We start from the raw sequence: 23,763 nt of genomic DNA, 5'->3' as shown, positions 1-23,763 counted from the left end.
GTCACTTGCTCCCGTTGCTGGCTTCCAGCGCGACGGCGATCTCAGCAGCCACGCGGGCGTTATTGCGGTAGAGGGCGACGTTGGCGTTGAGGCTGGCGTCACCGGTGGCCTGGCGGATGAACTCCAGCAGGAACGGGGTGACCTGCTGGCCCTTGACGCCCTGCTCCTCCAAGGCGGCCCAGGCCTGCTCGACCACGCCGTCCAGCAGGCTAGGGTCGAGCTGCTCGTCAACGGGGACCGGGTTGCCGACCAGCAGTGCGGTGGCCAGCTCCATCTGCCGCTGGGCGTGGTAGATGGTCGCGGCGTCCGCGGCGGACTCGATGCGGTGCGAGACGGTGAAGCCGGACTCGGCGACGTAGAAGCCGGGGTAGGCATTGGTCTGGTAGCCGACGATCGGCACGCTGAGGCTCTCGAAGCGCTCGAGCGTGGCGTGGATGTTGAGGACTGCCTTGGCGCCGGAGCTGACCAGGACGATCGGGTTCTGGGCCAGCGCGAGCAGGTCGGCTGACTCATCGAAGTTGGTCTCGGCGCCGTGGTGCACGCCGCCCAGGCCGCCGGTGGCGAAGACCTTGATGCCGGAGCGGTGGGCCAGGAAGGAGGTGGCCGCGATGGTGGTGCCGGCATTCTTGCGGTTCACCGCGCCGATGGCCAGCTCACGGATGCTCGACTTGATCACGTCGTCGTCGTTGCTCAGCTCGACGACCTGGTCCTTGGTCAGCCCGACAGTAGGGACGCCGCCGACCACACCGATCGTGGCGGGCACGGCACCGGCGTCGCGGACGATCTGCTCGGCCTCCTCCGCCACCTCGATGTTGCGCGGCCGGGGCAGGCCGTGGGTGAAGATGGTCGACTCCAGGGCGACCACCGGGCGACCGTCGTTGACGGCCTCGATGACCTCGGGTGCGACGGTGATGAAGCCGGTGCTCATGTGTCCTCCTTGACGTGGGTGTTGCTCTTTCTTCCACGGTAGGAGTGGCAGGAGGGTGGAACCAGACCCACTTCCAGATCGTGTCATAGAGTCTATCTATGAGGGTTCCGGTGGACTTCTCGCTGCGGCAGCTGCGGGTTTTCCGCGCCCTCGCGCTGACCGAGCACTTCGGGCGCGCGGCCGAGCTGCTGGACCTGTCGCAGCCCACGGTGAGTGCCGACATACGATCCCTGGAGCGCGCGCTGCGGCTCCAGCTCTTCGTGCGCTCCCGGGCGGGCACTGCGCTCACCGACGAGGGGGCGGCGCTGCTGCCGCTGGCGGAGCGGATCCTGACCGACGCAGGGGAGTTCGCCGAGCAGGCCGAGAGACTCGGCCAGAACTCCCACACGGTGCGCCTGGCGGCCACGCCCAGCCTGATCAACCACCTCGTGCCCGCCCTGCTGCAGGAGCTGGACGACCGGCCGGCGCGGGTGCAGGTGGAGGTCGTCGAGGTGGCCACCGGTGAGGTAGAGCGGACCCTGGCCGCGGGGGAGGCGGACCTCGGGGTGGGGCACTTCGTGGAGCACTCCGGGCACACCCGCCAGGCGCGCATCGCGCGGGACGAGGTGTGCGTGCTCACCGCCCACGGCGACCTCGACCCGACGGAGCCGGTCGACCTGTCCGCCCTGGCCGACCGTCGGTTGCTGATCTGGCCGCGGCGCCAGCACGACGACTACTTCGACCACCTGGTGCAGGCCTGCCGCGAGCGGGGCCTCGACCCGGAGATCATCGAGTCCGCCGGCGCGGTGTCGGGGGCACAGTCCTACCAACTGCGCAACGGCACGGCCTTCTCCCTGGTCCCGTTTGACTTCGCCCGCGAGGCCTCCGCGACGCTGTCCTATGCGCCGCTGGACCCGCCTCTGTTCATCCCGCTGCAGGCCATATGGCGGCTGCCGGTCGCCAACGGGGTGGGCGAGGTGGTCTCGACCCTGCGGGACGTCCGGCGCGGCCGGGCGGCCGCGCGGTCTGGTCGCTCAGCGAGGCGTTGAGGTCGGCCACGGACTGGTCGCCGCTGCAGTCGTTGCGGATCATCACCAGGGTGGTGGACCGCGCCGGATCGCGGTGAGGTTCTCCTCAACAGACTGCTGCGCTGAGATCACGCCGGTGGCCAGCCAGGTGATGCCGAGCTCGCGGTAGCGGTCGACGCGCTCGGCCGTGGTGGCGGTGCCGTCCACGTGGAGGAAGATGTCGTCGGGCTCGTCCGCGAGCTCTCGGTAGTAGGTGACCAGATCGTGGAGGTCCTGTCCCTCCGGGTCCGGGTCGACGACCGGCATCAGGCCGTCCCACCTGGCGCCACGTCGCACCGGTTTGCGGTTGGGCCAGAACCCGGCCACGAGGATGGGGATATGCGGGCGCTGCGCGGGGGTGGGCAGCAGGGCGACGTCGTCGACGTCGTAGAACTCCCCGTGGAAGGTGACCCGCTCACCGCTCCAGAAGCGCGAGATCAGCTCCAGTGCCTCGTCGTAGCGACGGCTCACCCGCCGGGCGTCCCACTCCTCACCGAACAGGTCATACTCCGCGCGCCGGCCCAGCCCGACACCGAGGATCACGCGGCCGTGGGACAGCTGGTCCAGCGTGGCCAGGTCGCGCGCGATGAGCACGTCCCACGGGAAGACGCCGTCCCACCCGGACTCCTCGGCGCAGACGGCCTACTCGACCACCCTCCGTCTAGGTCGCCGCACCGTCCAACTAGGGCCCGGGACGCAGGCCCTGGACCAGCGAGGTGATGCAGAGCTCGAACGCGTCATGGTCGATGCGGGCAGCCTCGGCGCGCAGGCGGTGCGCCTGGTCAAGGTGAGGGAAGCGTCCGTCATACAGAGCAGGGTCGTCGGAGAACCCCGCCGCGAACGGTGTGACGGCCGCACCGATGACCACGAACTTCACCGCGCCAGAGATCTCGGTGGCCCGCCGCGGTCGCCAGCCGGTGCTGACGAGCCCGGCATGGACGCGGTCGGCCATCGCCAGGAACTGTTCCCGGTGCTGGGCGCCGGACGCGACCAGTGGCGCCACGGCCGGGTGGGCGGCCAGGGCGGCTCGGTAGGACCGGGCCCAGCGGAGCAGTCCCTCCTCCCAACCCTGGTCGAAGCCGCTCGTGTCCACGTCGGCGATGACCAGGTCGACGACGTCGTCCAGGACCTGCTCGCGCGTGGCGTAGTGCGAGTACAGCGACGGGGCACTCACCCCGAGTGAGCCGGCCAGGCGGCGCATCGAGAACCTCTCCAGTCCGTCGGTGTCGATCAGCGCCAGCGCGGCATCGCGGATCCGCTGCCGGCTCAGCAGAGGGGTGGCGGGTCTGGCCATGGTCGGCTCCTGACGGGGCGGGCGGGCCGCTCGGCCCCTGGCAGACAGCACCTTACAGTGTTAGGCTGCTACCTAACACTGTTAGACTCGTCAAGCCTCGATGGAGAACCCGCCATGGCCCAGCCCAAGCCCGCCACCCACCCGCTCGCCCTGTTCGGCACCGACCTGCTCATCTCCGAGGAGGACCGCGCGATCCGCGACACCGTGCGCCGCTTCGTCGAGGACCGCATCCGGCCCGAGATCGCCGACTGGTATGAGGCCGGGACCGTGCCGGTGCGTGAGCTCGCCCCCGAGCTCGGCAGGCTCGGAGTGCTGGGGATGCACCTGGAGGGCTACGGCTGCGCCGGCACCAGCGCCACGGCATACGGCCTGGCGTGCCTGGAGCTGGAGGCGGGCGACTCCGGTCTGCGGTCCCTGGTCAGCGTGCAGGGCTCCCTGGCAATGTTTGCGATCTGGCAGCACGGCTCCGAGGAGCAGAAGCAGGAGTGGCTGCCGCGGATGGCGGCCGGCGAGGCCATCGGATGCTTCGGTCTCACCGAGCCCGACTTCGGGTCCAACCCGGCGGGGATGCGCACCCGCGCCACCCGCTCGGGCGACGACTGGGTCCTGACCGGCAACAAGATGTGGATCACCAACGGCTCGGTCGCCGACGTGGCCGTGGTGTGGGCCCAGACCGAGGACGGCGTCCGCGGCTTCGTCGTCCCTACCGACACACCCGGCTTCTCCGCCCCCGAGATCACCAAGAAGCTCTCGCTGCGCGCCTCGATCACCAGCGAGCTCGTCCTGGACAACGTCCGGCTGCCCGCCTCGGCGATGCTGCCCGGGGCCAAGGGCCTCTCCGGTCCGCTGTCCTGCCTCAACGAGGCCCGCTTCGGCATCATCTTCGGCTCGCTGGGCGCCGCCCGTGACTGCCTGGAGACCGCGATCCAGTATGCCGGGGAGCGCGAGATCTTCGACAAGCCCCTGTCGGCCTACCAGCTCACCCAGGCCAAGCTGGCCGACATGACCCTCGAGCTCGGCAAGGGCATGCTCCTGGCACTGCACCTGGGACGACTCAAGGACGAGGGCAAGCTGTCCTCCGACCAGGTGAGCCTGGGCAAGCTCAACAACGTCCGCGAGGCCATCGCCATCGCCCGCGAGACGCGCTCCATCCTCGGTGCCGCCGGCATCACGCTGGAGTATCCCGTCCTGCGCCACGCCAACAACCTGGAGTCGGTGCTGACCTACGAGGGGACCTCGGAGGTCCACCAGCTCGTCATCGGTCAGGCGCTCACCGGCCAGGCCGCCTTCCGCTGACCGACCGCACACGAGACCGGCGCCCAGGTGATCCTGGGCGCCGGTCTTCGTTGCTGAGCCTGCGTGGACTACTCGTCCAGCCAGTGCGCGTCCTGGTGCGCGCCGTGGCGGCGGGATCAGGGGAGTTCTGCCCGTGGTGCACTGGCGGTGCCACCGAGCCCGTGGTCACGGCGACCGCGGGCTCGGTGTCTGGCAGGCGGTCCTCGCGGCTGGAGTCACCTTCGCGGACGAGACCGACCACGGCTGGGACCGCACCCCCGAGCTGGACCGACTCGCCGACGGCACCGCCGGGCTGATCTTCTTGGCGATCACCGTCGTCGCGCTCGTCCTGGCGGCGCGTCCGGTGCAAAGGACTGGTCTGCTGGGCTGGCTCCGCGCCGCGCTCACCGTGACCGGAGTTCTTCTCCTGAGGGCGGCCGGCGGAGTCTTCGAGGCCCGCAGGAGGACGACGTGTTCAGCCTGGCCTACCTCGGTCTGCTGTGGGCTGTCGGTGATCTGCTGGCCGGTCGCCGGCGTCACGGATGGCGCGGGCTGGCGATGATTGTACTTGTGGGTGCGGTCTATACCGGTGCGGCCTCAGGGTGGCTCGCGCTGACCTGACCGACCAGGTGCGCGGTACCCGTGAGGACGATCGGTTTGTCGTGAGGTTGATCGAGACAGGCCGTGGTCACACCGGTGAGCGCCACAACGTAGGCGCATGCATCTTCACGTTCCTCTCGTGTTGATCCACTGTGGGTCGTTCGTGCGCGACGTAAGGGCGACAACGCTGCTCTAACCTTGCGCGTGACACCGACTTGACGCCACCCGTGCTTCTCTGAAATGACTTTAGACCTGGTCATGCTGGCTGCGCGTGCCGAGCCCTTGTCATGCTTTTCTCCAGACCAAGCAGACGAGAGGGAAACCCAGTGGCAAGAAGAACAAATCCGACAGTGACCAGACGTGCGGTTCTCGGTGGGGCGCTTGCTGCGCCGATGTTGGCCCTCGCGACCGCTACCTGGGGGGCTGGTACAGGGGATGACTACCCAGCAGACCTCAAGAATAAGCCGATGAACACGGTGATCGATCCGTGGGCCTTCTACAACAGGAACTGCACATCCTTCGCCGCGTGGCGCCTCAACCAGCAGGGGGGTCGCACCAAGGCGCCGTGGTCCTTCCTTAATAACATGGTGGGTCCCAACGGAAAGTCGGTCCACTTTGGCAATGCCATCGAGTGGAAGGCAGCGGCACAGAAGGGTGGCTGGAAGGTCGACAGCACACCTGCTGTGGGAGCGGTGGCGTGGTGGGGAGCCGAGGTGGGCGCCTACGGTCACGTTGCAATCGTCACAAAAGTGAATGGGGACGGGAGCGCCCTCGTCGAGGAATACAACTACGGTTTTGCTGGCACATACCGCAAAGACCGGGTCGTCCGTGCGTCGAGCTATCTTCACGTCAAGGACGAGGTGACGCTGAAGAACTTTGAGTCAGCACCCACACCTTCTGTGAGCGGGTCATTCGTCGTCGACTCGACGATCACCGCTGTTCCTGGGACATGGAAGCCAACCGCAACCTTGAAGTATCAGTGGAAGCGTGACGGCGCGAATATCAGCGGGGCGACCAAGCAGAACTACAAGCTTGCGCAGTCGGACATAGGCAAGAAGGTCTCTGTGTCGGTCACCGGCAGCCGAAGTGGCTACAAGACCACCACGAAGACGTCCGCAGCCAAGGTTGTTACCGCGGCTACCCTTCCTGGTCCGCACCCGGTTCCAACGATCTCTGGCAGTGCAAAGCACGGCAGCACTCTGACGGCGCAGCCAGGCGCTTGGGCGGTCGGGGTGTCCCTGAAGTACCAGTGGAAGCGCGGTGGATCCACGATCAGCGGCGCGACAGCCAAGACCTACAAACTCGTGGAAGCAGACATCGGGAAGCGACTGACCGTGACGGTGACTGGCTCCAAGTTGGGGCACAAGAGTGTCGCCAAGACATCCGCTGCGACCGCGGTCATCGCCTCACCGCTCGGGAGCACGCTCAAGACGGGGAAGAGACTGACGAGTAACCAGGCGCTCTACTCCAGCAACGGCAACTACCGCCTGCGTCAGCAGACCGACGGCAACCTGGTGCTCACAAACCTGTCGAGTAAGAAGCCGATCTGGGCCACGAACAAGTTCGCATCTGGCATGACTACCCGGATGCAGACCGATGGCAACCTTGTGCAGTACAACGCCAGCAACAAGGCTGTGTGGGCGAGCAATACCAACGGGAAGAAGGCGAACCGCCTGGTTGTGCAGAACGACGGGAACGTCGTGCTCTACACCGCCGCTAATAAGGCTGTGTGGGCGACCAACACCGTGGGTAAGTAAGTTCCCCAACGCCGTCCTCGAGCGCCGTCCCCGCTGCAACTATCGTCGGCGCTCGAGGCGGTGGTCCGACGGGGCACCGCGACGCTAGGGCCAAGAACGCAGCCCGCGGACAAGGTCAGATACCCAGCTCGAACGTGTCGTGTTCGATACGGTCGGCTCTGCGCTCTCCCTGCGTGCCTGGTCCAGGTGCGCGAAGCGTCCCGCATTGGTCGAAGCCACTGGTGCCCACGTCGGCGATGACCAGGTTGACCACGGCGCCGCGGATCGGCTCCCGGCTCAGCAGGGGAGTCGAGGGTCTGGCCATGCTCGGCTTCGGGGTCCCCGCTTCGATGGAGAACCCGCCATGGCTCAGTCCAAGTTGCCCACCCACCCGCTCGCCCTATTGGCACCGACTTCACCTCTGAGGAGGACCGCGCGATCCGCGAGACGCGCACCATCCTCGGTGCCGCCGGCATCACCCTGGAGTATCCGGTCCTGCGCCACGCCAACAACCTGGAGTCGGTGCTGACCTACGAGGGAACCTCCGAGGTCCACCAGCTCGTCATCGGTCAGGTGCTCACCGGTCAGGCTGCCTTCCGCTGACCTGCCGCACACGAGACCGGCGCCCAGGGGATCCTGGGCGCCGGTCTTCGTCTGTTCGTGGTCTGCGTGGACTACTCGTCCAGCCAGTGCGCGTCCTGGTGCTCACCCAGGTCAGGCGGCGGGGCGACATAACGCGCAGGGGAGCGCGACAGGGAGATCGGGTTGGCGACCTGACGGCTCTCCCGTCCCTGGCCCCCCACCGGCACCACGGGACGCAGGCCCAGCTCCTCGGCCAGCCCCAGTGCCTCCCCGATGGTCTGGACCGGACCGGCCGGCACCCCCGCTGCCCGCAGGGCCTCACTCCAGTCCGCGGCGGATCGGGTGGACAGGAGCGACTCGAGCGTGCCGCGCAGCTCCTCCCGGTGCGCCACCCGTTCGCTGTTGCTGCGGAAGCGTTCGTCCTCGATGAGGTGCGGAGCCCCGAGGGTGTCTGCGAGGCGGTGAAACTGGCGGTCGTTGCCGACGGCCAGGACGATCTCGCCCTCCCCGGTCGCGAAGGTCTCATAGGGCGCGATCGAGGGATGGGCGTTGCCCGTGCGCTGCGGTGAGACCCCGGTGGCCGCTGCGGCCGAGGACTGGTTGACCAGGCCGGACAGGATCGAGGAGAACAGGTTGACCTCGACGCGCTGCCCCCGGCCGGACCGGGTCCGCTCCAGCAGGGCGGCCTGCATGCCGGCGAGCGCGTGCAGACCGGTCACCACGTCCACGAGTGCCACGCCGACCTTGCTGGCCGGACCCTCGACCGGTCCGGTGACGCTCATCAGGCCACCCATGGCCTGGACGAGCAGGTCATAGCCCGGCATGGCGGCTCCGAGCCCACTGCCGAAGCCGGTGATGGCGCAGGTGATGACCCGCGGGTTCGCCGCCGCCAGGGACTCGTGGTCCAGCCCGAAACGCTCCATCACCCCGGGGCGGAAGTTGTCCACGACGACGTCAGCAGTCGTGGCCAGGTGCCGGGCGCGGGCCAGGTCCTCCGGGTCGGTCAGGTCCAGCACGACCGAGCGCTTGTTGCGGTTCGCCGCGGCGAAGTAGGTCGGTCGACCGGAGTCGTCAACGGGAGGCGACCAGCGCCGGGTGTCGTCGCCGGCCGGTGGCTCGATCTTGATGACGTCCGCCCCCAGGTCGGCCATGAGCATGGTCGCGTAGGGACCGGCCAGGACGCGGGAGAAATCGGCGACCCGTATGCCGGCGAGCGCGCCGGCATACGGGTCGTGGGGGTCCTCGGTCACGCTGACTGCGGACCGCTGGTCGGGACCGGGACCGGGACCGAGAGCAGCGGCGGGTACTGCTGGCACCCGAAGACGTCGCGCTCGCCCGGGCCGCCGCTGGAGGCCAGGCGCTTCAGGGTGAACTTGATCGCGAACGCGGGGTCAAACTCGACGAAGTCGGTGATCCGGTCGTCACTGATGCCGAAGAGCTCCCCGACGGTCTGTCGCGTCACCGCCTGGCTCTGGCGGACGTGGTCGTAGGTGTCCTGGTCGGCAAAGATGATGTCGAACGTGATGCGGTCCGTGCCGGCGTTCTTGCTGCGGACGGTCTTGGCCAGCTCGCCGAGCGTCGTGTGTTCGGTCATGGTGATCTCCTTGGAAGTGGTCTCAGGCCTGAGGCTGCAGGACAGTGGCGCTGACGTCAACGACGTGCAGGTCGAACAGCGACATTGGGTCGTCCACGGGGACGATGTGGTTCATCGTCCAGCGATAGGACGCGCTGGCCGGCAGGACCTCGTCGGTGAGGAAGGCCGCGGTGCCGGCGGTGCCCTTCACCTCGGGGAGGCGGGCGTAGAACAACTGGCGCGTGGCATAGAGGGTGACAGCCTCGGCCAGCTCAGCGGTCTCGGCGACACCCTCGATGGCGATGCCGAGCTCGTGGCTGGTGATCTCCTTGACCGGCTCGAGGTCACCCATCACGCCATTCTTGCCATAGACGGTGAAGGACAGGTGGTAGTCGACGTCGTTGAACTCGTCGGCGACCTGCCCCTTCGACAGCTCGATCACCTTGTCGATGTTGGCGATCGTGTAGGGGTCGCGGATGCCGGCGAAGCCCAGGTACTTCTCACCGACCCAGCCAGAACCCTCGATCTTGACCGTCACCTTGCCCTCGACAGGCACCACACGTTGGCCCGTCACCCGGGTGGTCCGCTCGTCGAACTGCTCATAGACACAGTCGGTCATGTCCAGCATGCCGCCCGCGAAGTACTCGAAGTAGGGGGTGGACCGCTCATACATGGCGTGGCCCGCGACGCTGGCGACGGTGCAGCGCTGCCAGGGGGCCATCGCGGTGACCTTGACGTCGTCGTGGGTGATCGTGGCGATCACCGACTCCTTGGCGCCGTAGGGCTCCGCACAGAAGGAGGCGCACTCCAGGACCTTGCCGGCGTAGTAGGCGTGGTTCTCGGGGAAGCCCTCGAAGATCGCCGGGGCGGCGAAGACTGCACAGTCGCTCGCACGTCCACCGATGATCACATCGGCACCCAGCTCGAGGGCCTTGATGAAGGGATGGACCCCAGCCACCGCGACGGAGCGGGTGGTGGCGTCGATGTCCTCCAGCGTCAGCGCGTCCCGGTCGTCCAGACCCGCGATGGTCACGCCGGAGTTGTGGAGGTCTCGCAGGGTGGAGGTCTCCACCTCGGAGTAGAAGTAGGCGATCTTGAAGGGCGGCAGCTGGTGCTCGGCCGCCAGCTCCTTGATCATCCGGACGAAGAGGTCGACCCGGCTGTTGCTGCCGCAGTCGCCGGCGGAGCCGATGAGCATCGGCACGTCCTGCTCGCGGGCGGCGAGCAGCATCAGCTCGAGGTCGTGGCGCTGCCAGCGCTCCATGCTGACGGAGCGGTCGGCCCCGAGGGCCGTGGCCCCGATGTCGTCACTGCCGGAGTCGGCGCAGTAGTAGTCCGGACGTGTTTCGACGGCGAGGCGAAAGCTCTCCTCCTTGGTGGGAGCGAAACCGAGGTGCCCGTTGGGGCTGACGATGCGTAGCTGTTCCTTCACGGAACGACTCCTGACGGAAGCGTGGTCTGGTGGTTATAACCAGATATACCAACAATTCCGTCGCCGGGTCAAGAGCCGAGCCCGTTCGAGACCGAGAGGCGGCGCTTCACCGCAAACTTGTAGCGGTCTGCGCGGTAGTAGGCCCGGCGGAACTCCAGCGGTCCCTGGTCGTCGGACGCGACCGACTCGATCGCCAGGATCGCGACGCCGTCCGGCACCTCCAGGCGCTTGACCAGATCGGGCGTGGCCAGCACCGCGTCGATCGTCTGGCTCAGCATCGTCGGAACGCGGTCGACCGATGCGTGCCCATAGAGGTCGAGCGTGGAGAAGGCGCGGCCCTCGGCCTTCATCTCGTGGGCCAGTCGCGTCATCTCCCGGCCCAGGGTTGGGGCGAAGTAACTGTCGTAGTAGACGACCGGGGTGGAGTCGCCGCGACCCAGCAGGCGCAGGTAGTGCACCGGTGTTGCCGGGTCGGTCCGAAGGGTCCCGGCCAGGGTTAAGTCGCTGATCAGGGTGCCTGAGCCGAGAATCTCGGTGCTGGCCACGTAGTCCTGTGCGGCGAGGGTGTGCTCGAAGCTGCGCACTGCCGACAGGTCCTGCTCCACGCGCTCGTGCGAGCCCACGAAGGTGCCGACTCCACGCCGCTGCTCGACCAGTCCCTCGGCCGCTGCGAGACGGACCGCGTGCCGCACCGTGATGCGGCTGACGCCCAACAGGTCGGCCAGCTGCCGCTCGGAGGGGACCTGCTGGCCGCGGGCCCACTCGCCGTCTTTGATGCGGCGCCGGATCTCGGCGAGCACCTGGTGATAGAGCGGACTCGTGTTTGTGGGAGTCGCCATGGCCCCGTCCTCAGTGTCGATGGTCGCCCCGCGTTGTGTGGTCGGCGTCACACGGGCGCTGGTGAGGTCCACAGCATAGGGGAGGGCTGGTCCTGAGGGGCGGATCTGGGAGAAACCCTTGTAACGGCGGGAGAGCTTTGCTACTTTAGCGCCACCCGGTTATACCCAGAATGATACCGGGCGGCCCACTCCATCGAGGAGGATTCGTGGACCAAGTGATCCCAGGCAGGGCGGAGGGCGCTTCGACTCCGCTGCTGCAGGTGCGTGATCTCACCGTGCGGCTGGGACCGGTCGCTGCCGTCAGCGGCCTGTCCTTCGACGTCCACCGCGGTGAGTTCCTCGGGATCGTGGGGGAGTCCGGGTCAGGCAAGAGCGTGACAGCCAAGGCCATCCTGGGCCTGCTTCCCAAGAGCGCGGAGATCTCCGGCAGCGTGCGGCTCGAGGGCGAGGAGCTGCTCGGTGCCTCGAGCGAGACCATGCGCCGGATCCGCGGTGACCGGATCGGGTTGGTCTTCCAGGACGCTCTCGCCGCGCTGGACCCGGTCTACACGATCGGGGACCAGCTGGTCGAGGCGCTCCGGGCCCACAACGACGTGTCCAAAAAGGTCGCTCGCAAGCGGGCCGCGGACCTGCTGGGTGAGGTGGGCATCCCCAAGCCGGTCGAGCGACTGGACTCCTATCCGCACCAGCTGTCCGGTGGGCAGCGGCAGCGCATCATCATCGCCGCCGCGCTGATCGCCGAGCCCGACCTGATCATCGCCGACGAGCCGACGACCGCCCTGGACGTCACAGTGCAGAAGCAGGTCCTGGACCTGCTGGCCGAGGTCTGCCAGCGACGCGAGGCTGCCGTCATGCTGGTCACCCACGACCTGGGTGTGGTCGCGCAGACCTGTGACCGGGTGGCCACCTTCTATGGCGGACTCCTCGTCGAGGAGGCTGACGTCTTCACCCTCTTCGACAACCCGCGCCACCCCTACACCCGCGCCCTGCTGCGCTCGGTGCCGCGGCTCGGGGAGGACTCCCCGTTCGAGGCCATCCCCGGCTCGCCGGCCCAGATCTACATCAGCCTCACCGCCTGCCCCTTCGCGCCTCGGTGCGAGCACGCCCAGCCGGTGTGCACCGCAGGTGTCCCCCCTGAGTTCTGGGAGGGCACCCACCGGCACCGGTGTGTCGTCGCGGGAAGGGGAGAGCTATGACACCCAAGCTGCGGGTGCAGGACCTGGTCAAGACGTTCACGTCCGGCAGGGCGCTGCTCGGCACCGCCGAGCGGTCCGTGGCGGTCGACGGGATCTCCTTCGACGTCACGACGGGCTCCTCGTTCGGGATCGTGGGCGAGTCCGGCTCCGGCAAGTCGACCACCGCCCGGATCGTCGCCTCCCTGCTCGACGCGGACGCGGGAAGCGTCCAACTGGATGGGCGCGAGATGCTCAGCCTGGGCAGGAGAGACCTCCTGGCGGTCCGACGCACGGTGCAGATGGTCTTTCAGGACCCATTTGCCTCCCTCAACCCCCGGTGGAAGGTCGGCAACCTGGTCGGCGAGGGCCTGCGGATCCATCACCGCATGAGCCGAGAGGCGCACCGTGCCCGGGTGCAGGAGCTGCTCGAGATGTGCGGGCTGCCCGCGAGCGCGGCAACCCGGTTCCCGCACGAGTTCTCCGGTGGCCAGCGACAGCGCATCGGCATCGCCCGGGCGCTCGCGGTCGAGCCGGACGTGCTGATCCTGGACGAGCCGGTGTCAGCGCTCGACGTGTCCATCCAGGCACAGATCCTCACCCTGCTCACGCGGCTGCAGTCCGAGCTGGGACTGACCTTTCTCTTCATCGCCCACGACCTCGCCATCGTCGAACGCTTCTGCGACGACGTGGCGGTCATGCAGAACGGGCGGATCGTCGAGCAGGGCAACCCGGTCGAGCTGTATCGCGACCCCCAGCACCACTACACGAAGACTCTTTTGGGCGCTATTCCCATCCCCGACCCCCGGCGCCGGGACAACAACTCACCTCGGAGGTGACCGCACGATGAAGAACTCACGGCACTCACAGATGCGATGGCTGGCACTGGTGCCCCTCGCCGGTCTGGTACTCACCGCCTGCTCTGGCGGCGGCGACACCTACGGCGACGGGGACGGCGACGGCGCAGCGGATGGAGGCGACAGCACCGCCCCGGCCGCCTCCTCCAGCCAGCTGGTGATCGCGCAGAGCTCGGACATCTTGACGATGGACCCGCACATGCACCGCAACCGGCCCACCCAGAACGTCATCCACACGGTCTTTGAGTCACTCGTCAACCAAGACACCGACCTCAAGCCGGTCCCCGAGCTCGCGACGGAGTGGGAGCAGGTGGACGACCTGACGTGGCGCTTCCACCTCCGAGAGGGCGTCACCTTCCACAACGGGGAAGCCTTCGACGCCGAGGACGTGAAGTTCAGCATCGAGCGGATCCTGGACCCGGAGCAGGCGTCCCCCAGGGCCTCCATGCTCGCGGTCATCGACAGCGTCGAGGTCGAGGACGAGCACACCGTCCTCATCACGACCACGGACCCGGCGCCCACGCTGCTGTCCGGGCTGGCCGTCAACGAGATCGTCCCCTCGGAGTACACGGCCGAGGTCGGCGACGAGGAGTTCGCCGCAGCCCCGGTCGGCACCGGCCCGTTCACCTTCGACAGCTGGTCACCGAACGAGGCCGTGAACCTCAGCGCCAACGAGGACTACTGGGACGGTGCACCCGGGGTCGGCACCTTGATCTTCCGACCCATCCCCGAGGTCTCCTCCCGGATGGCGGCCCTGCAGTCCGGCGACGTGCAGATCGCTGCGGAGATCCCGCCGGACCTCACCGGGGAGCTCGGTGGGGGCACGGAGGCGGTCAGCGTGCCCGGCACCCGGGTCTTCTTCCTGGCGATGAACGTGACCAAGGCCCCGTTCGACCAGAAGGACGTGCGGGTCGCCGCCAACCAGGCGGTCGACAAGCAGACCCTCGTTGACGCTCTCTATGAGGGACGTGCCCGAGTGCTCAACCAGCCGGCGTTCCCGGAGATGATCGGCTACTCCGACGACGTCCAGGGCATTGACTTCGATGCCGAGGCCGCGGCCCAGGTCCTGGGCTCGACCACCGAGACCGTGCAGATCGACTCCACCGAAGCCACCCGCACCCTCGCCGAGGCGGTGGCCGGCCAGTTGCAGGCTGCTGGCCTCAACGCCGAGGTGAACGTCCTGGAGGACCAGGCGTTCACGGACCAGGTCGAGTCAGGTGCCAGCACGGCATACCTCTCCTCCTGGGGTGTGGCCGAGGGTGACGCGGACGTCATCATGGCCCGTCACTTCTGGAGCCCCTCGCGTGAGGATGCCTTCTACACCGGCTACACCAACGACGAGCTGGACGTGCTGATCAGCGACGCGCGCTCCACCGTCGACCAGGCAGAGCGCGAGGACCTCTATGCGCAGGCCATGCAGATCGTCATGGACGACGTGCCGTGGGTCCCGCTGCTGAACCCGGAGGAGATCTATGGCGTCTCGACCCAGGTGCAGGGTTGGGAGCCGTCACCCATCGGCCGGTTCAACGTCGCTGACGTGACGTTGGGCTCGCGCTGACCCTGTAGCAGTCCAGCACCAGACCAGCCCCGGCTGGGCTGGCCCGACACCGAGGGAGCTCCATGCTTGCCTTCATCGTGCGACGACTCTGGCAGACCGTCCTCGTCCTCTTTGGCGTCTCGATCATCACCTTCTCGCTGATCCACCTCACCCCTGGTGATGCCGTGGACGTGATGTTTGCCGGTGAGAACGTCAGCGCCGACCAGCGCGAGGTCTACCGTCAGCAGTTGGGGCTCGACCAGCCGTTGATTCAGCAGTACTTCAACTACATGGCTGGTGCGGTGCAGGGCGACCTTGGCACCTCGGTCCGCCGGGGCACCCCGGTGGCGGGCATCATCGCCTCCACCGTGCCGGCGACCGTCGAGCTGACGTTCGCGGCGCTAGTGGTGGCCATCGTCATCGCCGTCCCGGTCGCAGTCGTGTCTGCCCTCCGCCAGGGCAGCCTCTGGGACCGGGGCGGCAGTGTCTTGGCATTGTTCGGGATCTCGATGCCGAGCTTCTGGCTGGGCATCATGCTGATCCTGATCTTCTCGGTCGGGTTCCATTGGTTCCCGGCCAGCGGACGGATCGCGGCCGGGAGCGGGATGTCGCAGATCACGGGGTTCGTCCTGGTGGACGCGGTGCTCCAGGGCAACTGGGAGGGCATCAAGTCGGGTCTGCTGCACCTTGCTCTGCCAGCCATCACCCTGGGCACCGCGATCACGGCAACCCTGTCGCGGGTCCTGCGGTCCGGTCTGCTCGAGGTGAAGGGGCAGGACTATGTGGACGCGCTGCGGGCCCGCGGACTGCGCTTCGCCACCGTCCTGCGCCACATGCTGCGCAACGCGCTGCCGGCGACAGTCATCGTCATGGGCGTGCGCATCGGATCCCTCCTGGGCGGCGCCATCGTCGTCGAGGTCGTCTTCGGCTGGCCCGGCCTGGGCCGCCTCGTTGTTGACGCGATCCAGAACCGCGACTTCCCCCTGGTCCAGGGCGCGGTCCTGGTGCTCGCCGTGCTCTTCGTGCTGGTCAACCTCATCACGGACATCGTGCAGGCCTGGCTTGATCCGCGCATCAAACTGACGGGAGGTGGTTCACGATGAACGGCATCCAGAAGCTGTATCGGTTCTTCGGCAGCTCCACGTTCACCATGGTGGCGTTGGCGGTGCTCGTCACCTTCGTGATCGTCGGGGTGCTCGCCCCGTGGATATCCCCGTACGACCCCAACGCCCAGAACCTGGCCAACAGGTTGCAGCCGCCGCTGTCCGAGGGCCACCTGCTGGGCACCGACGGCCTGGGCAGGGACGTGCTCTCACGCCTGATCCACGGCAGCCGGATCTCGCTGATCGTCGGCTTCAGCGCCGTGCTGCTGTCCGCCGTCTTTGGAGTCATCGTCGGACTCGTCAGCGGCTATGTGGGTGGCTGGGTGGACAGTCTGCTCATGCGCATCGTCGACGCGTGGCTGGCCTTCCCGTTCCTGCTGCTGGCGATCGCCATCGTCGCGGTCCTCGGACGCGGCATCGACAACATCGTCATCGCCCTGGTCATCACCGGCTGGGTGCTCTATGCCCGCCTGGTCCGGGGGGAGACCCTGTCGCTGCGTGAGCGGGAGTTTGTGCTCTCTGCGCGCGGGCTGGGGGCCAGCCCCATGGCGATCATGATGAAGCACATCCTGCCCAACTGCCTGGCGCCCATCATGGTGGTCGCGACCCTGGAGGTCGGCGTGGTCATCGTGACCGAGGCGTCGTTGTCCTTCCTGGGCCTGGGTGCCTCGGCCTCGGAGCCGAGCTGGGGCGGCATGCTGGCCGACGGACGCGCCTATCTCACGCGCGCCTGGTGGTTGGCCACCCTGCCCGGCCTCGCCATCTTTGTCATCGTCCTGGCGGTCAACGTGCTGGGCGACGCACTCCGTGACGCGCTCGACCCGCGTCACGAGAAGATCCGCTCCGAGGAGATTCCCGCCTGATCGGGTCGCCGCCGCCACGAGTTCACGAGCAGAGGGAGAGGTCCAGGATGAAGCCGTTGATCATCGACATCGAGGGCGCCGGTCGGGAGGTCGGACGACAGCACGCCCAGGGCGCGATCGGCCTGCGCGAGGAGGTCGCCGCGTGGGTCGGGTCCGCTGTTGAGGCCCACCCGCTGAGTAGTGCGACGGTGCGAGGTCGGTTGGATGAGGTCGTCCGTTCCTGGGAGCAGCTCACGCCGGCAACGCTGGACCAGGTCGCCGGCATGGCCGAGGTCTATGACCTGTCCGTCGATGACCTGCTCGTGGCTGTGCTCGGCACCTACCTTCGCAGCCGAGATCGGGCGCACGGACCGGCAGAGGGGTGCACCACCTTCGCCACCACGGGTGAGTCGCCGCTGCTGGTCAAGAACCGGGACAACGATGGCGCTTATCTCCATCTGCAGACCGTGCTGCGCGTCCGGCCACCTCAGGGACACCCGTGGTTGGCGCTGTCCACTGCCGGAGCACCTGGGGTCCACTCGTCCGGGATGAACGATGTCGGCCTGTGCGTGGTGGACACCCACGTCCCCTCCAGCGATGTCGGACCCGGCGTGCCACGGTTCTCCTCGATGATGCACCTGCTCGAGCAGTGCTCGACGACTGGCGAGGCTGTCGACTATCTGCTCGCCACGCCCCAGATGGGCCTGGGCAACCTCACCTTGCTGGACGCCCAGGGGGCGGCTGCAGTGGTGGAGTGTGGCTACAACAGCACCGTGGTGGCCATGGCGACCGGTGGTCCGGACGAGTCCCCGACCGGTGGTCCGGATGAGTCCCCGGCGGGTGGTGTGCTGGCCACCAACCACCACATCACGCCGGTGCTCGCCGGCTGCCTGCTGGAGCCGCCAGAGGGCACACCAGCGGCCAATTCACGGGCCAGGCGCGACGTCGTCGAGACGTTCCTGACCTGCCCTGGCGCCACCACGGACCTGGCCGCCGTGAAGGAGCTCGTCGCCTCCCACGTCGGTGACGACGGCACGGGGAACGCCCCTGGCTCGGTGTGTCAGCACGGCCCGGATCTGAAGTCCGAGACGATCGCCACGACGATCTATGACCCTGTGGGCCGTCACCTTGACCTCTGCCTCGGCCGTCCCTGCACCGACCCCTACGTGCGGATCGCTGTCACGGGCTGAGTCCCAACGCACGACCCGGCGCCGACGTGGGGGACGTGAGTGCCTGCGGCGAGAGGCTCACTCCTGGGCCAGGTACTCCCGCCGATAGGCCTGAGCGGCGAGGGCCAGCTCGTCATACTCGTCGGGAGCGTGCCCCTGGCTCTGCCGGATCAGCCATCGTGTCTCGCACAGCAACTCGAGCCCGCCCTCGCTGAAGGAGCCAGTTTGGTCATCGAAGGCGAGCCCGCGGTTGACCCAGCCCAGCGCCCGTAGTAGCTCGTCGTGGTCGCGCCACAGGTCGCCCATGAACGCATAGGTGCTCGGGCTGTGGGGTCGGCTGCGCCGCAGGTCGCCGTCGAGCGCCAGCGCCTCGTCGTTGCGGTCCTGCTTGAGATAGAGGGAGATCAGGTGGCACCTAGGGTCCAGTTCCGCGCCGCCAGACTCGTGGGTGGCAAGAGCACGGTTGAGGCACTCCTCGGCCGCCTCGTCGTCCTTGAGCATCGCGAAGCGCTCGCCAGCCAGGGTCAGCAAGTGACCGGTCGTCAGCTCGCTGTCGGGGTGGGGACTCTCGGCCCAGGTGCGCAACTGCTCGGCCAGCTCCCGCTGGGCCTGACGGGAGGACCCGGCGTGGTCAAGGTCCAGCGTCATGTAGTCGTCCATGCTGAGTGGTTCCTGCATGGGGACGAGCCTAGGCGTCGCGGGGTGAGCGCTCCGCGGTGGCCTCGGGGGTGGGGCGCCACGGAGCAGGCCAAGCGATCAGGCACGTGTTGGTGCGCGTGTGGGCAGAAGCCTTGTCGTTGCTGAGGGAGCAGACAGATACTGAGTGGACACTCAGACCCTGGGTTCGGTGCAGTGCCGGGCGCCACGGCCATGAAGCCGCGACGAGGAGTCTTCCGTGTCCTTCGAGGAACCGATCCACGCAGTGAGTGATCGACTCCCGCGGCGCGTGAACAACGCCACTCCAGAGCGCCGAACGGCGACCGCATCAGAGGCACTCGCAGATTCGGGTGACCGGCTGCCATCCTGGGTGACGAGGCAGGACGTGTCTCACCTGCAACACGCGGTGGGGAACCGGGCGGTCAGTGGGCTGATCATGCAGCGAGAGGTTCTTCCTGGCCGGCGAAAGCGACGCAGGAAGGCCGAGGACGACGAGCTGGCCGAGATGGACAGAGCAAACGCGGACTGGGAAGCGGAACGAGACGAAGAGGAGGTCGACCCAACCGTCAATCCCTTTGCGGCGCTCGCCGGACTCGAATCTGATATTGAGCCAGCGCGGGTCACTCCTCGGAAAGCGGTACGTGAGCCCGAAAAGCCGAAGGGGCCGACGCTCGAGATGTTTCAGGCCGCCGGAGACAGCGTCCCACAACTGCAAGCTATCGCGTTCGGCGACATTCCAGCAGATGTGGCGAAGGAGATGCGGCGCCAGTGGCGTATGGCGTGGGGCAAGGTGGGAGGTCGGAAGTTCACCACCGTGGACGAACTCAAGCGGGCGGCGGAGAAATCGCTGGGTGTGAGGCAAGACGCGGAGGAGAGCCAGTCCATCTATAGCGGAAGCGGTGGTGCACTGAACGTTAGGGCCCTCAAGGGAATTGGCTCCAAGAAAGCCCAAAAGGAAAGGGCGGAATTTGACGCTGGCACGGGCGCCACGTGGCACATCCACTACGGTGAACACGTGAAGTACGGATCTATGGGTGAAACCCGGATTAATTTCGGAGGGAAGACGAAGGCAGCCGTCCTCCAAGAGCTTAAGGAGAGGGCCGCACCCGTCGCAGACAAGTCTAACTTGCAACAGTGCAGAACCTGGATCAACAAGAACCTGAGGTGAACCCTCTTGGCCGAGCTCCGGATTGGCAGATCTTCGAGGAGCAGGCCTGCGTGTCGGCATACTGACTCCCCGCTCGGTGTGCGTGGTCGGCTCCGGCACGGCACGCTGGAGGGCATGGCCACCTATGGCGTCAACAAGGCAGGGGTCGCGCGGTGCCGTGAGCTGATCGCGGCGCGGCAGTACGTCCTGGACAGTGAATGGAACGAGGTGCAGCCCGACGCGGAGGCACAGAACGCCTACCTCGAGCGGCACACCTGGCAGGAGTATGCCGGCTGGCACCTTGGTCTCACCGAGGGCGCGGGAGAGGAGACGAAGGCACGCTATGCCTTCGGGTACGGCGACTTCCGGCGGGTGCACCGCTCCGCGTTGATCGCCTGTGTCTTCCGGGCCGCCCAGTGGCGTCACAAGGAGGTTGAGCTGGCCGCACACGACTTGTTACAGGAGCTGGACCGCACGAGTGGTTGAGGCAGGGCGGCGGTCCTGCTTGAGATAGAGGGATCAGGTGGCATCTGGGGGTTCAGTTCCGTGCCGCCAGACTCGACTCCGTGGCGGCTTCTAGGGGTCTGAGAACGCTAGAGGTAACTGACACCGGCTTCTGTCCAGCGTGAGGCCTCACGCTCCGTCACGACGACCACATGGTTGCCGTTCGAGGACACCTCCATGAGGACCTTGCGGCCCGGGTGCCCATAGGTGTTGTAGGTGCCGACGCTCGCCGAACACACCGGCCGATGATCACCGAAAGCGGCCAGCAGGCTGGGGTGGCAGTCACTGTCTGAGCCGTGGTGGGGCAGCGCGAGACTGCCGACGCGGGCGAGACGCGCACCGAAGTGCTTCACGGCTTCTTGGCAGCGTGTCACTCCCATGGACTGGTCGCCCGTGCCGAGCCAGCCTGGGTGGATGCCCCACGCGCAGAGTTCGCCGCGCTCGACCACGGGCCGGGTTCGGTGAGTGCGGCCGCGTGAGCGCACCTCGGTCGCCGGGCCGCTGTAGACCAGAAGGCTCGTGAGGTTCACGTCCGGATAGGTCTTGCTGTAGGCCGCCTCCAACTCCTGCTCGTGTTGTGTCACGAGATCACGGACGCCCGTTGGGTCGTCGAGTTGGGTGTCGAGGGCGGCACGGCTGATGCCCAGCTCCTTGGCAAGCGCGTCCAGGAAGGCGTCCTTCTTGCGCAGGGCAAACGTCGTGGCCATGGTGTCCCACTCCCAGAGCGGGACTGTGGTGTGCCCATCGGAGCCCTCCAGGACCGAGCGTGTGCCCGGTCGGAGTTCCACATCGTTGGAGAGGTCTTCTGACGCAGTGCCGGGCGGGGGGTCTTCAGGCACCGGCGGGTCGAACTGTCCCTCGGTCGGATCCTCGTCCGGGTCCGCAAGGGATGGCTCGACCCCAATGATCTCGACGCCGTCCGCGATGTCGCGGATCGCGGAGGCGGGATCGGCGATGACGTCTCGATACCAGTCGGTGATCTCCAGCGCTGTTGCTAGGGCTTGGGCGAAGACCAGGAGACGCTCGGCGATGGGCACGAGGGGGATCACAGCCGTCTCGAGATGGGCCCCCTGGAGCAGAGAGGGGAGTCCGTTGATGTGGTCGGCGTGGTAGTGCGAGACAAAGAGCAGGTCGATCTCATCCCCGTGTCGCTCTCGGAAAACCGCGATCTCGCGCGTGAGTGAGTCAGGGATCCTGCCGGTCAACTGCCCGGGGGCCAACGCCCCACAGTCGTAGACATAGAGCACTCGCCGATCACCGACCTGGACGTCGCCAGAGTGGAAGAATCCCTGGCCCCCAGCCCACTGGGTGCGTGTGTAATGAACTGCTGTCGCCACGATTAGAGAATCCCAGCGAGCACGCCTGCCAACTTCTCCCGGGCTGCCAACGTCCCGCGGATGCCATAGGACGGATAGATCACCAGCGGCTCGGCCTTGGTGGCTCGGGCGTCCTGCACGAGCAGGTTGCCGGTGGAGCCGAGGTCCTCACAGGTGCCATCGGCATACAGGCAGGTGGGATAGCCGGCCGAGGTGAGAGCGGAGTCGAGGGTCTCGGCCAAGTCGGTCGGCGGCACGGTGCCGGAGGTGAGGGGGACCTCGTTGCCGTCGCGAGTGGCGCCGAGCACCTGCAGGGAGGTCTCGCCCTTGTCGACGGCCTGCATCGCGACCCGACGCAGCGCGCTCTCCGAGGCGGTCGTCGGGTTGGCGGGCTCATAGGTGTCGGCGTCTGCGCGGTTGGCGGTCCGGTGCGCCCCCGCGACCAGCAGGTTCTGGGCGTCGTCAGCAGCGAAGAACTGTGCGGCGAGCCGCTCGGAGAAGGTTGCTGACACCGGATAGGCCGCGATCACCGTGGTCGCGGACGAGGCGTCAGGGGAGTGGACGAAGAAACCCCACCCACGCGCATACCGCCCGGTGCCGTCGGGGTCCTCGGCCAGAGCGAGGTGCTCCCGCCCGGTTCCCGGGTCCGTCACGCGCAGCACGCTGTAGTCGTAGGGCGCGACCAGGTCTGCTGCGTCGACAACCTTGCCCTTGTCCAGCAGGTCGAACGCGTTGCCCAGGTCGCACGCCTGCTCGGTTGTCGGCCTGTCGTAGGCATCGCTCCCGGTGGCGACCACCCGGGTCGCGTGGGTCGTCACCAGGTCATAGACGCTCTCGTCGACGTCCAGCACCTCGCCGGTGCCGCGGACACCGTGGCTGGCAGGGCAGGACCGGGGCAGCTTGGGCTGCTCGGGCCCGACCTGGAGTCCCTGCTCGGGGATGGCGTCGGCCAGCACCGGGTCGACGTCGTGCACCGAGCCGTCTGCCACCGCGGTCGTCACCGTCATCAGCGCGTCATAGGCCTCGTTGATCCGCGGCTGCAGGTCCCGCACCCCACCGTCGGAGCGCTGCTCGAAGAGCACGGTCGCTGCGCCGTGCCAGCCATAAGCATTGCGGGCGGTCAGCAGGTCGCCGGAGCCGAGCGGATACTGGGAGACCACCCCGCGCGGGTCAGCCTCGACCGAGTCGGCCATCAGCACCGACACCTGCTTGGCATAGGCCACAGCTGCCTCACGCTCGGGGGTGAGGTCCTCGGAGTTGATGACCGGCCAGGCGATGCTCGCCGTGATCGGAGCCTCGTCGCCATCGACATAACTGAGCTGCCCGTGCAGGTCCAGCACCAGCTCCGGCTGCACCTGGTCAAAGACCTCACGCACCGCCACCGTCTCGGGTGCGGGCACGTCCTGGGTCGGGATGCGCGGGTCGTGCCAACGGTTGGGGTCGATGCCTCGTCCCGGCGTGCAGTCGCGGATCTCGGGGTCGCACTCGGGGTCGACGTTCTGCCGCCAACTGCGGGCCGCCCCGTCCGGGTTGACCCGCGGCATGACCCAGATCGTCAGCTCGTCACGGATCGTGCGCAGTGCCGGGCTGTTACCTGTGGCGAGCGTGTGCAGATAGTCCAGCGCTGCCTCACTGCCGTGCGGCTCGTTGCCGTGCTGCTGCGCGATCACCAGCACGGTCCGTGGTCCGTGGCCGACACCAGCGAGCCACACGCTCCGACCCTCGTTGGACGTGCCGGCGTGCTCCAGCTGGACGCCGTGCCGGTCACGCAGCCTGATCAGCTCCTTGACCATGTCCTCGTATGACGTGAGGCCCGTGGTCGGGACCCCGTCAGTCGCGTTGGTGGTCGCCACCGAGGCCGGTGGTGAGGCAGTCGCCGACGGGACCGGAGCACCGGCCCCCCAGGCGACCAGCCCCCACAAGAGGGTGAGGACAACGAGCAGTGTGGGACGGGCGCGCAGCGGCATGGCAGGTCACTTCCAGGTGGACGTCGGCGTCGCTGGTCATCTTGGCACGCCACGCGATGTCAGGAGAGTCGTGATCTCAGACCAGTCCAGCAGTCGGTCTCGTCCCTGCGAGCCCCTAACATTCCCTATCAGTGGGACATATCTTCCATGTATGCGAACTCCGGGACCTGCGCTATCGGACAGCTTG

At 67.5% G+C, this 23,763-nt stretch carries 22 protein-coding genes and 1 pseudogene; 13 read left to right on the top strand and 10 right to left on the bottom strand.

From position 1 onward, the window contains the following. Window position 1: 1 nt before the first annotated feature. Window positions 2–928, bottom strand: a complete 927-nt coding sequence (locus tag FNH13_RS15225) for a pseudouridine-5'-phosphate glycosidase (RefSeq protein ID WP_143784204.1) — start codon at window positions 926–928, stop codon at window positions 2–4. Between the two features lie 98 nt (window positions 929–1,026). Here FNH13_RS15225 and FNH13_RS15220 point away from each other — a divergent pair, with 98 nt between their 5' ends. Beyond that, window positions 1,027–1,956 carry a LysR family transcriptional regulator gene (locus FNH13_RS15220; protein ID WP_143784203.1) on the top strand — a complete coding sequence of 310 codons (930 nt, stop codon included), beginning with the start codon at window positions 1,027–1,029 and terminating at the stop codon, window positions 1,954–1,956. Window positions 1,957–1,998: 42 nt separating this feature from the next. Here FNH13_RS15220 and FNH13_RS15215 read toward each other — a convergent pair whose 3' ends face one another. Together FNH13_RS15215 and FNH13_RS15210 are read right to left on the bottom strand one after the other, a co-directional pair. Further along, window positions 1,999–2,568 carry an LLM class flavin-dependent oxidoreductase gene (locus FNH13_RS15215; RefSeq protein WP_143784202.1) on the bottom strand — a complete coding sequence of 190 codons (570 nt, stop codon included), beginning with the start codon at window positions 2,566–2,568 and terminating at the stop codon, window positions 1,999–2,001. A gap of 88 nt (window positions 2,569–2,656) precedes the next feature. Further along, window positions 2,657–3,268, bottom strand: a complete 612-nt coding sequence (locus FNH13_RS15210; RefSeq protein WP_143784201.1) for a TetR/AcrR family transcriptional regulator — start codon at window positions 3,266–3,268, stop codon at window positions 2,657–2,659. Window positions 3,269–3,382: 114 nt separating this feature from the next. Between FNH13_RS15210 and FNH13_RS15205 the strand changes: the two genes are divergently transcribed. From FNH13_RS15205 to FNH13_RS15190, 4 genes and pseudogenes are all read left to right on the top strand, one after another. After that, entirely contained in the window at window positions 3,383–4,564 is a 1,182-nt protein-coding gene (locus FNH13_RS15205) for an acyl-CoA dehydrogenase family protein (RefSeq protein ID WP_143784200.1), read from the top strand. A 133-nt stretch (window positions 4,565–4,697) separates the two neighbouring features. Then, the gene (locus FNH13_RS15200) at window positions 4,698–5,105 is read left to right on the top strand and encodes a hypothetical protein (RefSeq protein ID WP_143784199.1); all 408 of its coding nucleotides are present in this window, start codon (window positions 4,698–4,700) and stop codon (window positions 5,103–5,105) included. Window positions 5,106–5,610: 505 nt separating this feature from the next. Then, window positions 5,611–6,900, top strand: a complete 1,290-nt coding sequence (locus FNH13_RS15195; RefSeq protein WP_165700143.1) for a CHAP domain-containing protein — start codon at window positions 5,611–5,613, stop codon at window positions 6,898–6,900. Window positions 6,901–7,320: 420 nt separating this feature from the next. Then, a pseudogene (locus FNH13_RS15190) lies at window positions 7,321–7,482 on the top strand (acyl-CoA dehydrogenase family protein); the annotation flags it as partial. Between the two features lie 71 nt (window positions 7,483–7,553). Here FNH13_RS15190 and FNH13_RS15185 read toward each other — a convergent pair. From FNH13_RS15185 to FNH13_RS15170, 4 genes are all read right to left on the bottom strand, one after another. Beyond that, window positions 7,554–8,711, bottom strand: coding sequence for a CaiB/BaiF CoA transferase family protein (locus FNH13_RS15185; RefSeq protein WP_143784197.1), 1,158 nt, complete (start codon window positions 8,709–8,711; stop codon window positions 7,554–7,556). Next, window positions 8,708–9,055, bottom strand: a complete 348-nt coding sequence (locus FNH13_RS15180) for a DUF4387 domain-containing protein (RefSeq protein WP_143784196.1) — start codon at window positions 9,053–9,055, stop codon at window positions 8,708–8,710. The genes FNH13_RS15185 and FNH13_RS15180 overlap by 4 nt, the downstream gene beginning before the upstream one ends. Window positions 9,056–9,077: 22 nt before the next feature. Next, on the bottom strand, window positions 9,078–10,466 hold the full coding sequence (locus FNH13_RS15175) for an acyclic terpene utilization AtuA family protein (protein WP_143784195.1): 1,389 nt from the start codon (window positions 10,464–10,466) through the stop codon (window positions 9,078–9,080). A 68-nt stretch (window positions 10,467–10,534) separates the two neighbouring features. Beyond that, the gene (locus FNH13_RS15170; protein ID WP_143784194.1) at window positions 10,535–11,305 is read right to left on the bottom strand and encodes a GntR family transcriptional regulator; all 771 of its coding nucleotides are present in this window, start codon (window positions 11,303–11,305) and stop codon (window positions 10,535–10,537) included. A 206-nt stretch (window positions 11,306–11,511) separates the two neighbouring features. Here FNH13_RS15170 and FNH13_RS19340 point away from each other — a divergent pair, with 206 nt between their 5' ends. The 6 genes from FNH13_RS19340 (at window position 11,512) to FNH13_RS15140 (ending at window position 18,006) form a co-directional block, all read left to right on the top strand. Next, a complete protein-coding gene (locus tag FNH13_RS19340; protein ID WP_202878799.1) occupies window positions 11,512–12,501 on the top strand; it encodes an ABC transporter ATP-binding protein in 990 nt (329 codons plus the stop codon). Next, window positions 12,498–13,316: an ATP-binding cassette domain-containing protein gene (locus tag FNH13_RS19335; protein ID WP_143784192.1), complete on the top strand. Its 819-nt coding sequence runs from the start codon at window positions 12,498–12,500 to the stop codon at window positions 13,314–13,316. The genes FNH13_RS19340 and FNH13_RS19335 overlap by 4 nt, the downstream gene beginning before the upstream one ends. A 7-nt stretch (window positions 13,317–13,323) precedes the next feature. Beyond that, window positions 13,324–14,892: an ABC transporter substrate-binding protein gene (locus FNH13_RS15155; protein ID WP_143784191.1), complete on the top strand. Its 1,569-nt coding sequence runs from the start codon at window positions 13,324–13,326 to the stop codon at window positions 14,890–14,892. 62 nt (window positions 14,893–14,954) lie between these two features. After that, complete coding sequence (locus FNH13_RS15150; protein ID WP_143784190.1) at window positions 14,955–15,974, top strand: ABC transporter permease; 1,020 nt, start codon at window positions 14,955–14,957, stop codon at window positions 15,972–15,974. Continuing rightward, on the top strand, window positions 15,971–16,837 hold the full coding sequence (locus FNH13_RS15145; protein WP_202878798.1) for an ABC transporter permease: 867 nt from the start codon (window positions 15,971–15,973) through the stop codon (window positions 16,835–16,837). The genes FNH13_RS15150 and FNH13_RS15145 overlap by 4 nt, the downstream gene beginning before the upstream one ends. A 47-nt stretch (window positions 16,838–16,884) precedes the next feature. Beyond that, on the top strand, window positions 16,885–18,006 hold the full coding sequence (locus FNH13_RS15140) for a C45 family autoproteolytic acyltransferase/hydolase (RefSeq protein WP_143784189.1): 1,122 nt from the start codon (window positions 16,885–16,887) through the stop codon (window positions 18,004–18,006). Window positions 18,007–18,063: 57 nt separating this feature from the next. On the opposite strand, the gene FNH13_RS15135 is transcribed toward FNH13_RS15140, so the two are convergent. After that, the gene (locus FNH13_RS15135; protein ID WP_143784188.1) at window positions 18,064–18,663 is read right to left on the bottom strand and encodes a hypothetical protein; all 600 of its coding nucleotides are present in this window, start codon (window positions 18,661–18,663) and stop codon (window positions 18,064–18,066) included. A 217-nt stretch (window positions 18,664–18,880) separates the two neighbouring features. Between FNH13_RS15135 and FNH13_RS15130 the strand changes: the two genes are divergently transcribed. Beyond that, the gene (locus tag FNH13_RS15130) at window positions 18,881–19,810 is read left to right on the top strand and encodes a hypothetical protein (protein ID WP_143784187.1); all 930 of its coding nucleotides are present in this window, start codon (window positions 18,881–18,883) and stop codon (window positions 19,808–19,810) included. 114 nt (window positions 19,811–19,924) lie between these two features. Further along, window positions 19,925–20,275: a hypothetical protein gene (locus FNH13_RS15125; RefSeq protein WP_143784186.1), complete on the top strand. Its 351-nt coding sequence runs from the start codon at window positions 19,925–19,927 to the stop codon at window positions 20,273–20,275. A 107-nt stretch (window positions 20,276–20,382) separates the two neighbouring features. On the opposite strand, the gene FNH13_RS15120 is transcribed toward FNH13_RS15125, so the two are convergent. Next, window positions 20,383–21,630 carry a ComEC/Rec2 family competence protein gene (locus FNH13_RS15120; RefSeq protein ID WP_143784185.1) on the bottom strand — a complete coding sequence of 416 codons (1,248 nt, stop codon included), beginning with the start codon at window positions 21,628–21,630 and terminating at the stop codon, window positions 20,383–20,385. Between the two features lie 2 nt (window positions 21,631–21,632). Further along, entirely contained in the window at window positions 21,633–23,576 is a 1,944-nt protein-coding gene (locus FNH13_RS15115) for a M14 family metallopeptidase (protein WP_143784184.1), read from the bottom strand. Between the last annotated feature and the right edge of the window lie 187 nt (window positions 23,577–23,763).

Origin of the sequence: Ornithinimicrobium ciconiae, assembly GCF_007197575.1 — a bacterium.
Classification (GTDB): domain Bacteria; phylum Actinomycetota; class Actinomycetes; order Actinomycetales; family Dermatophilaceae; genus Ornithinicoccus; species Ornithinicoccus ciconiae.
Note: the sequence above shows the minus strand (reverse complement) of the source record. Positions and strands in the feature narration are given on the sequence as shown.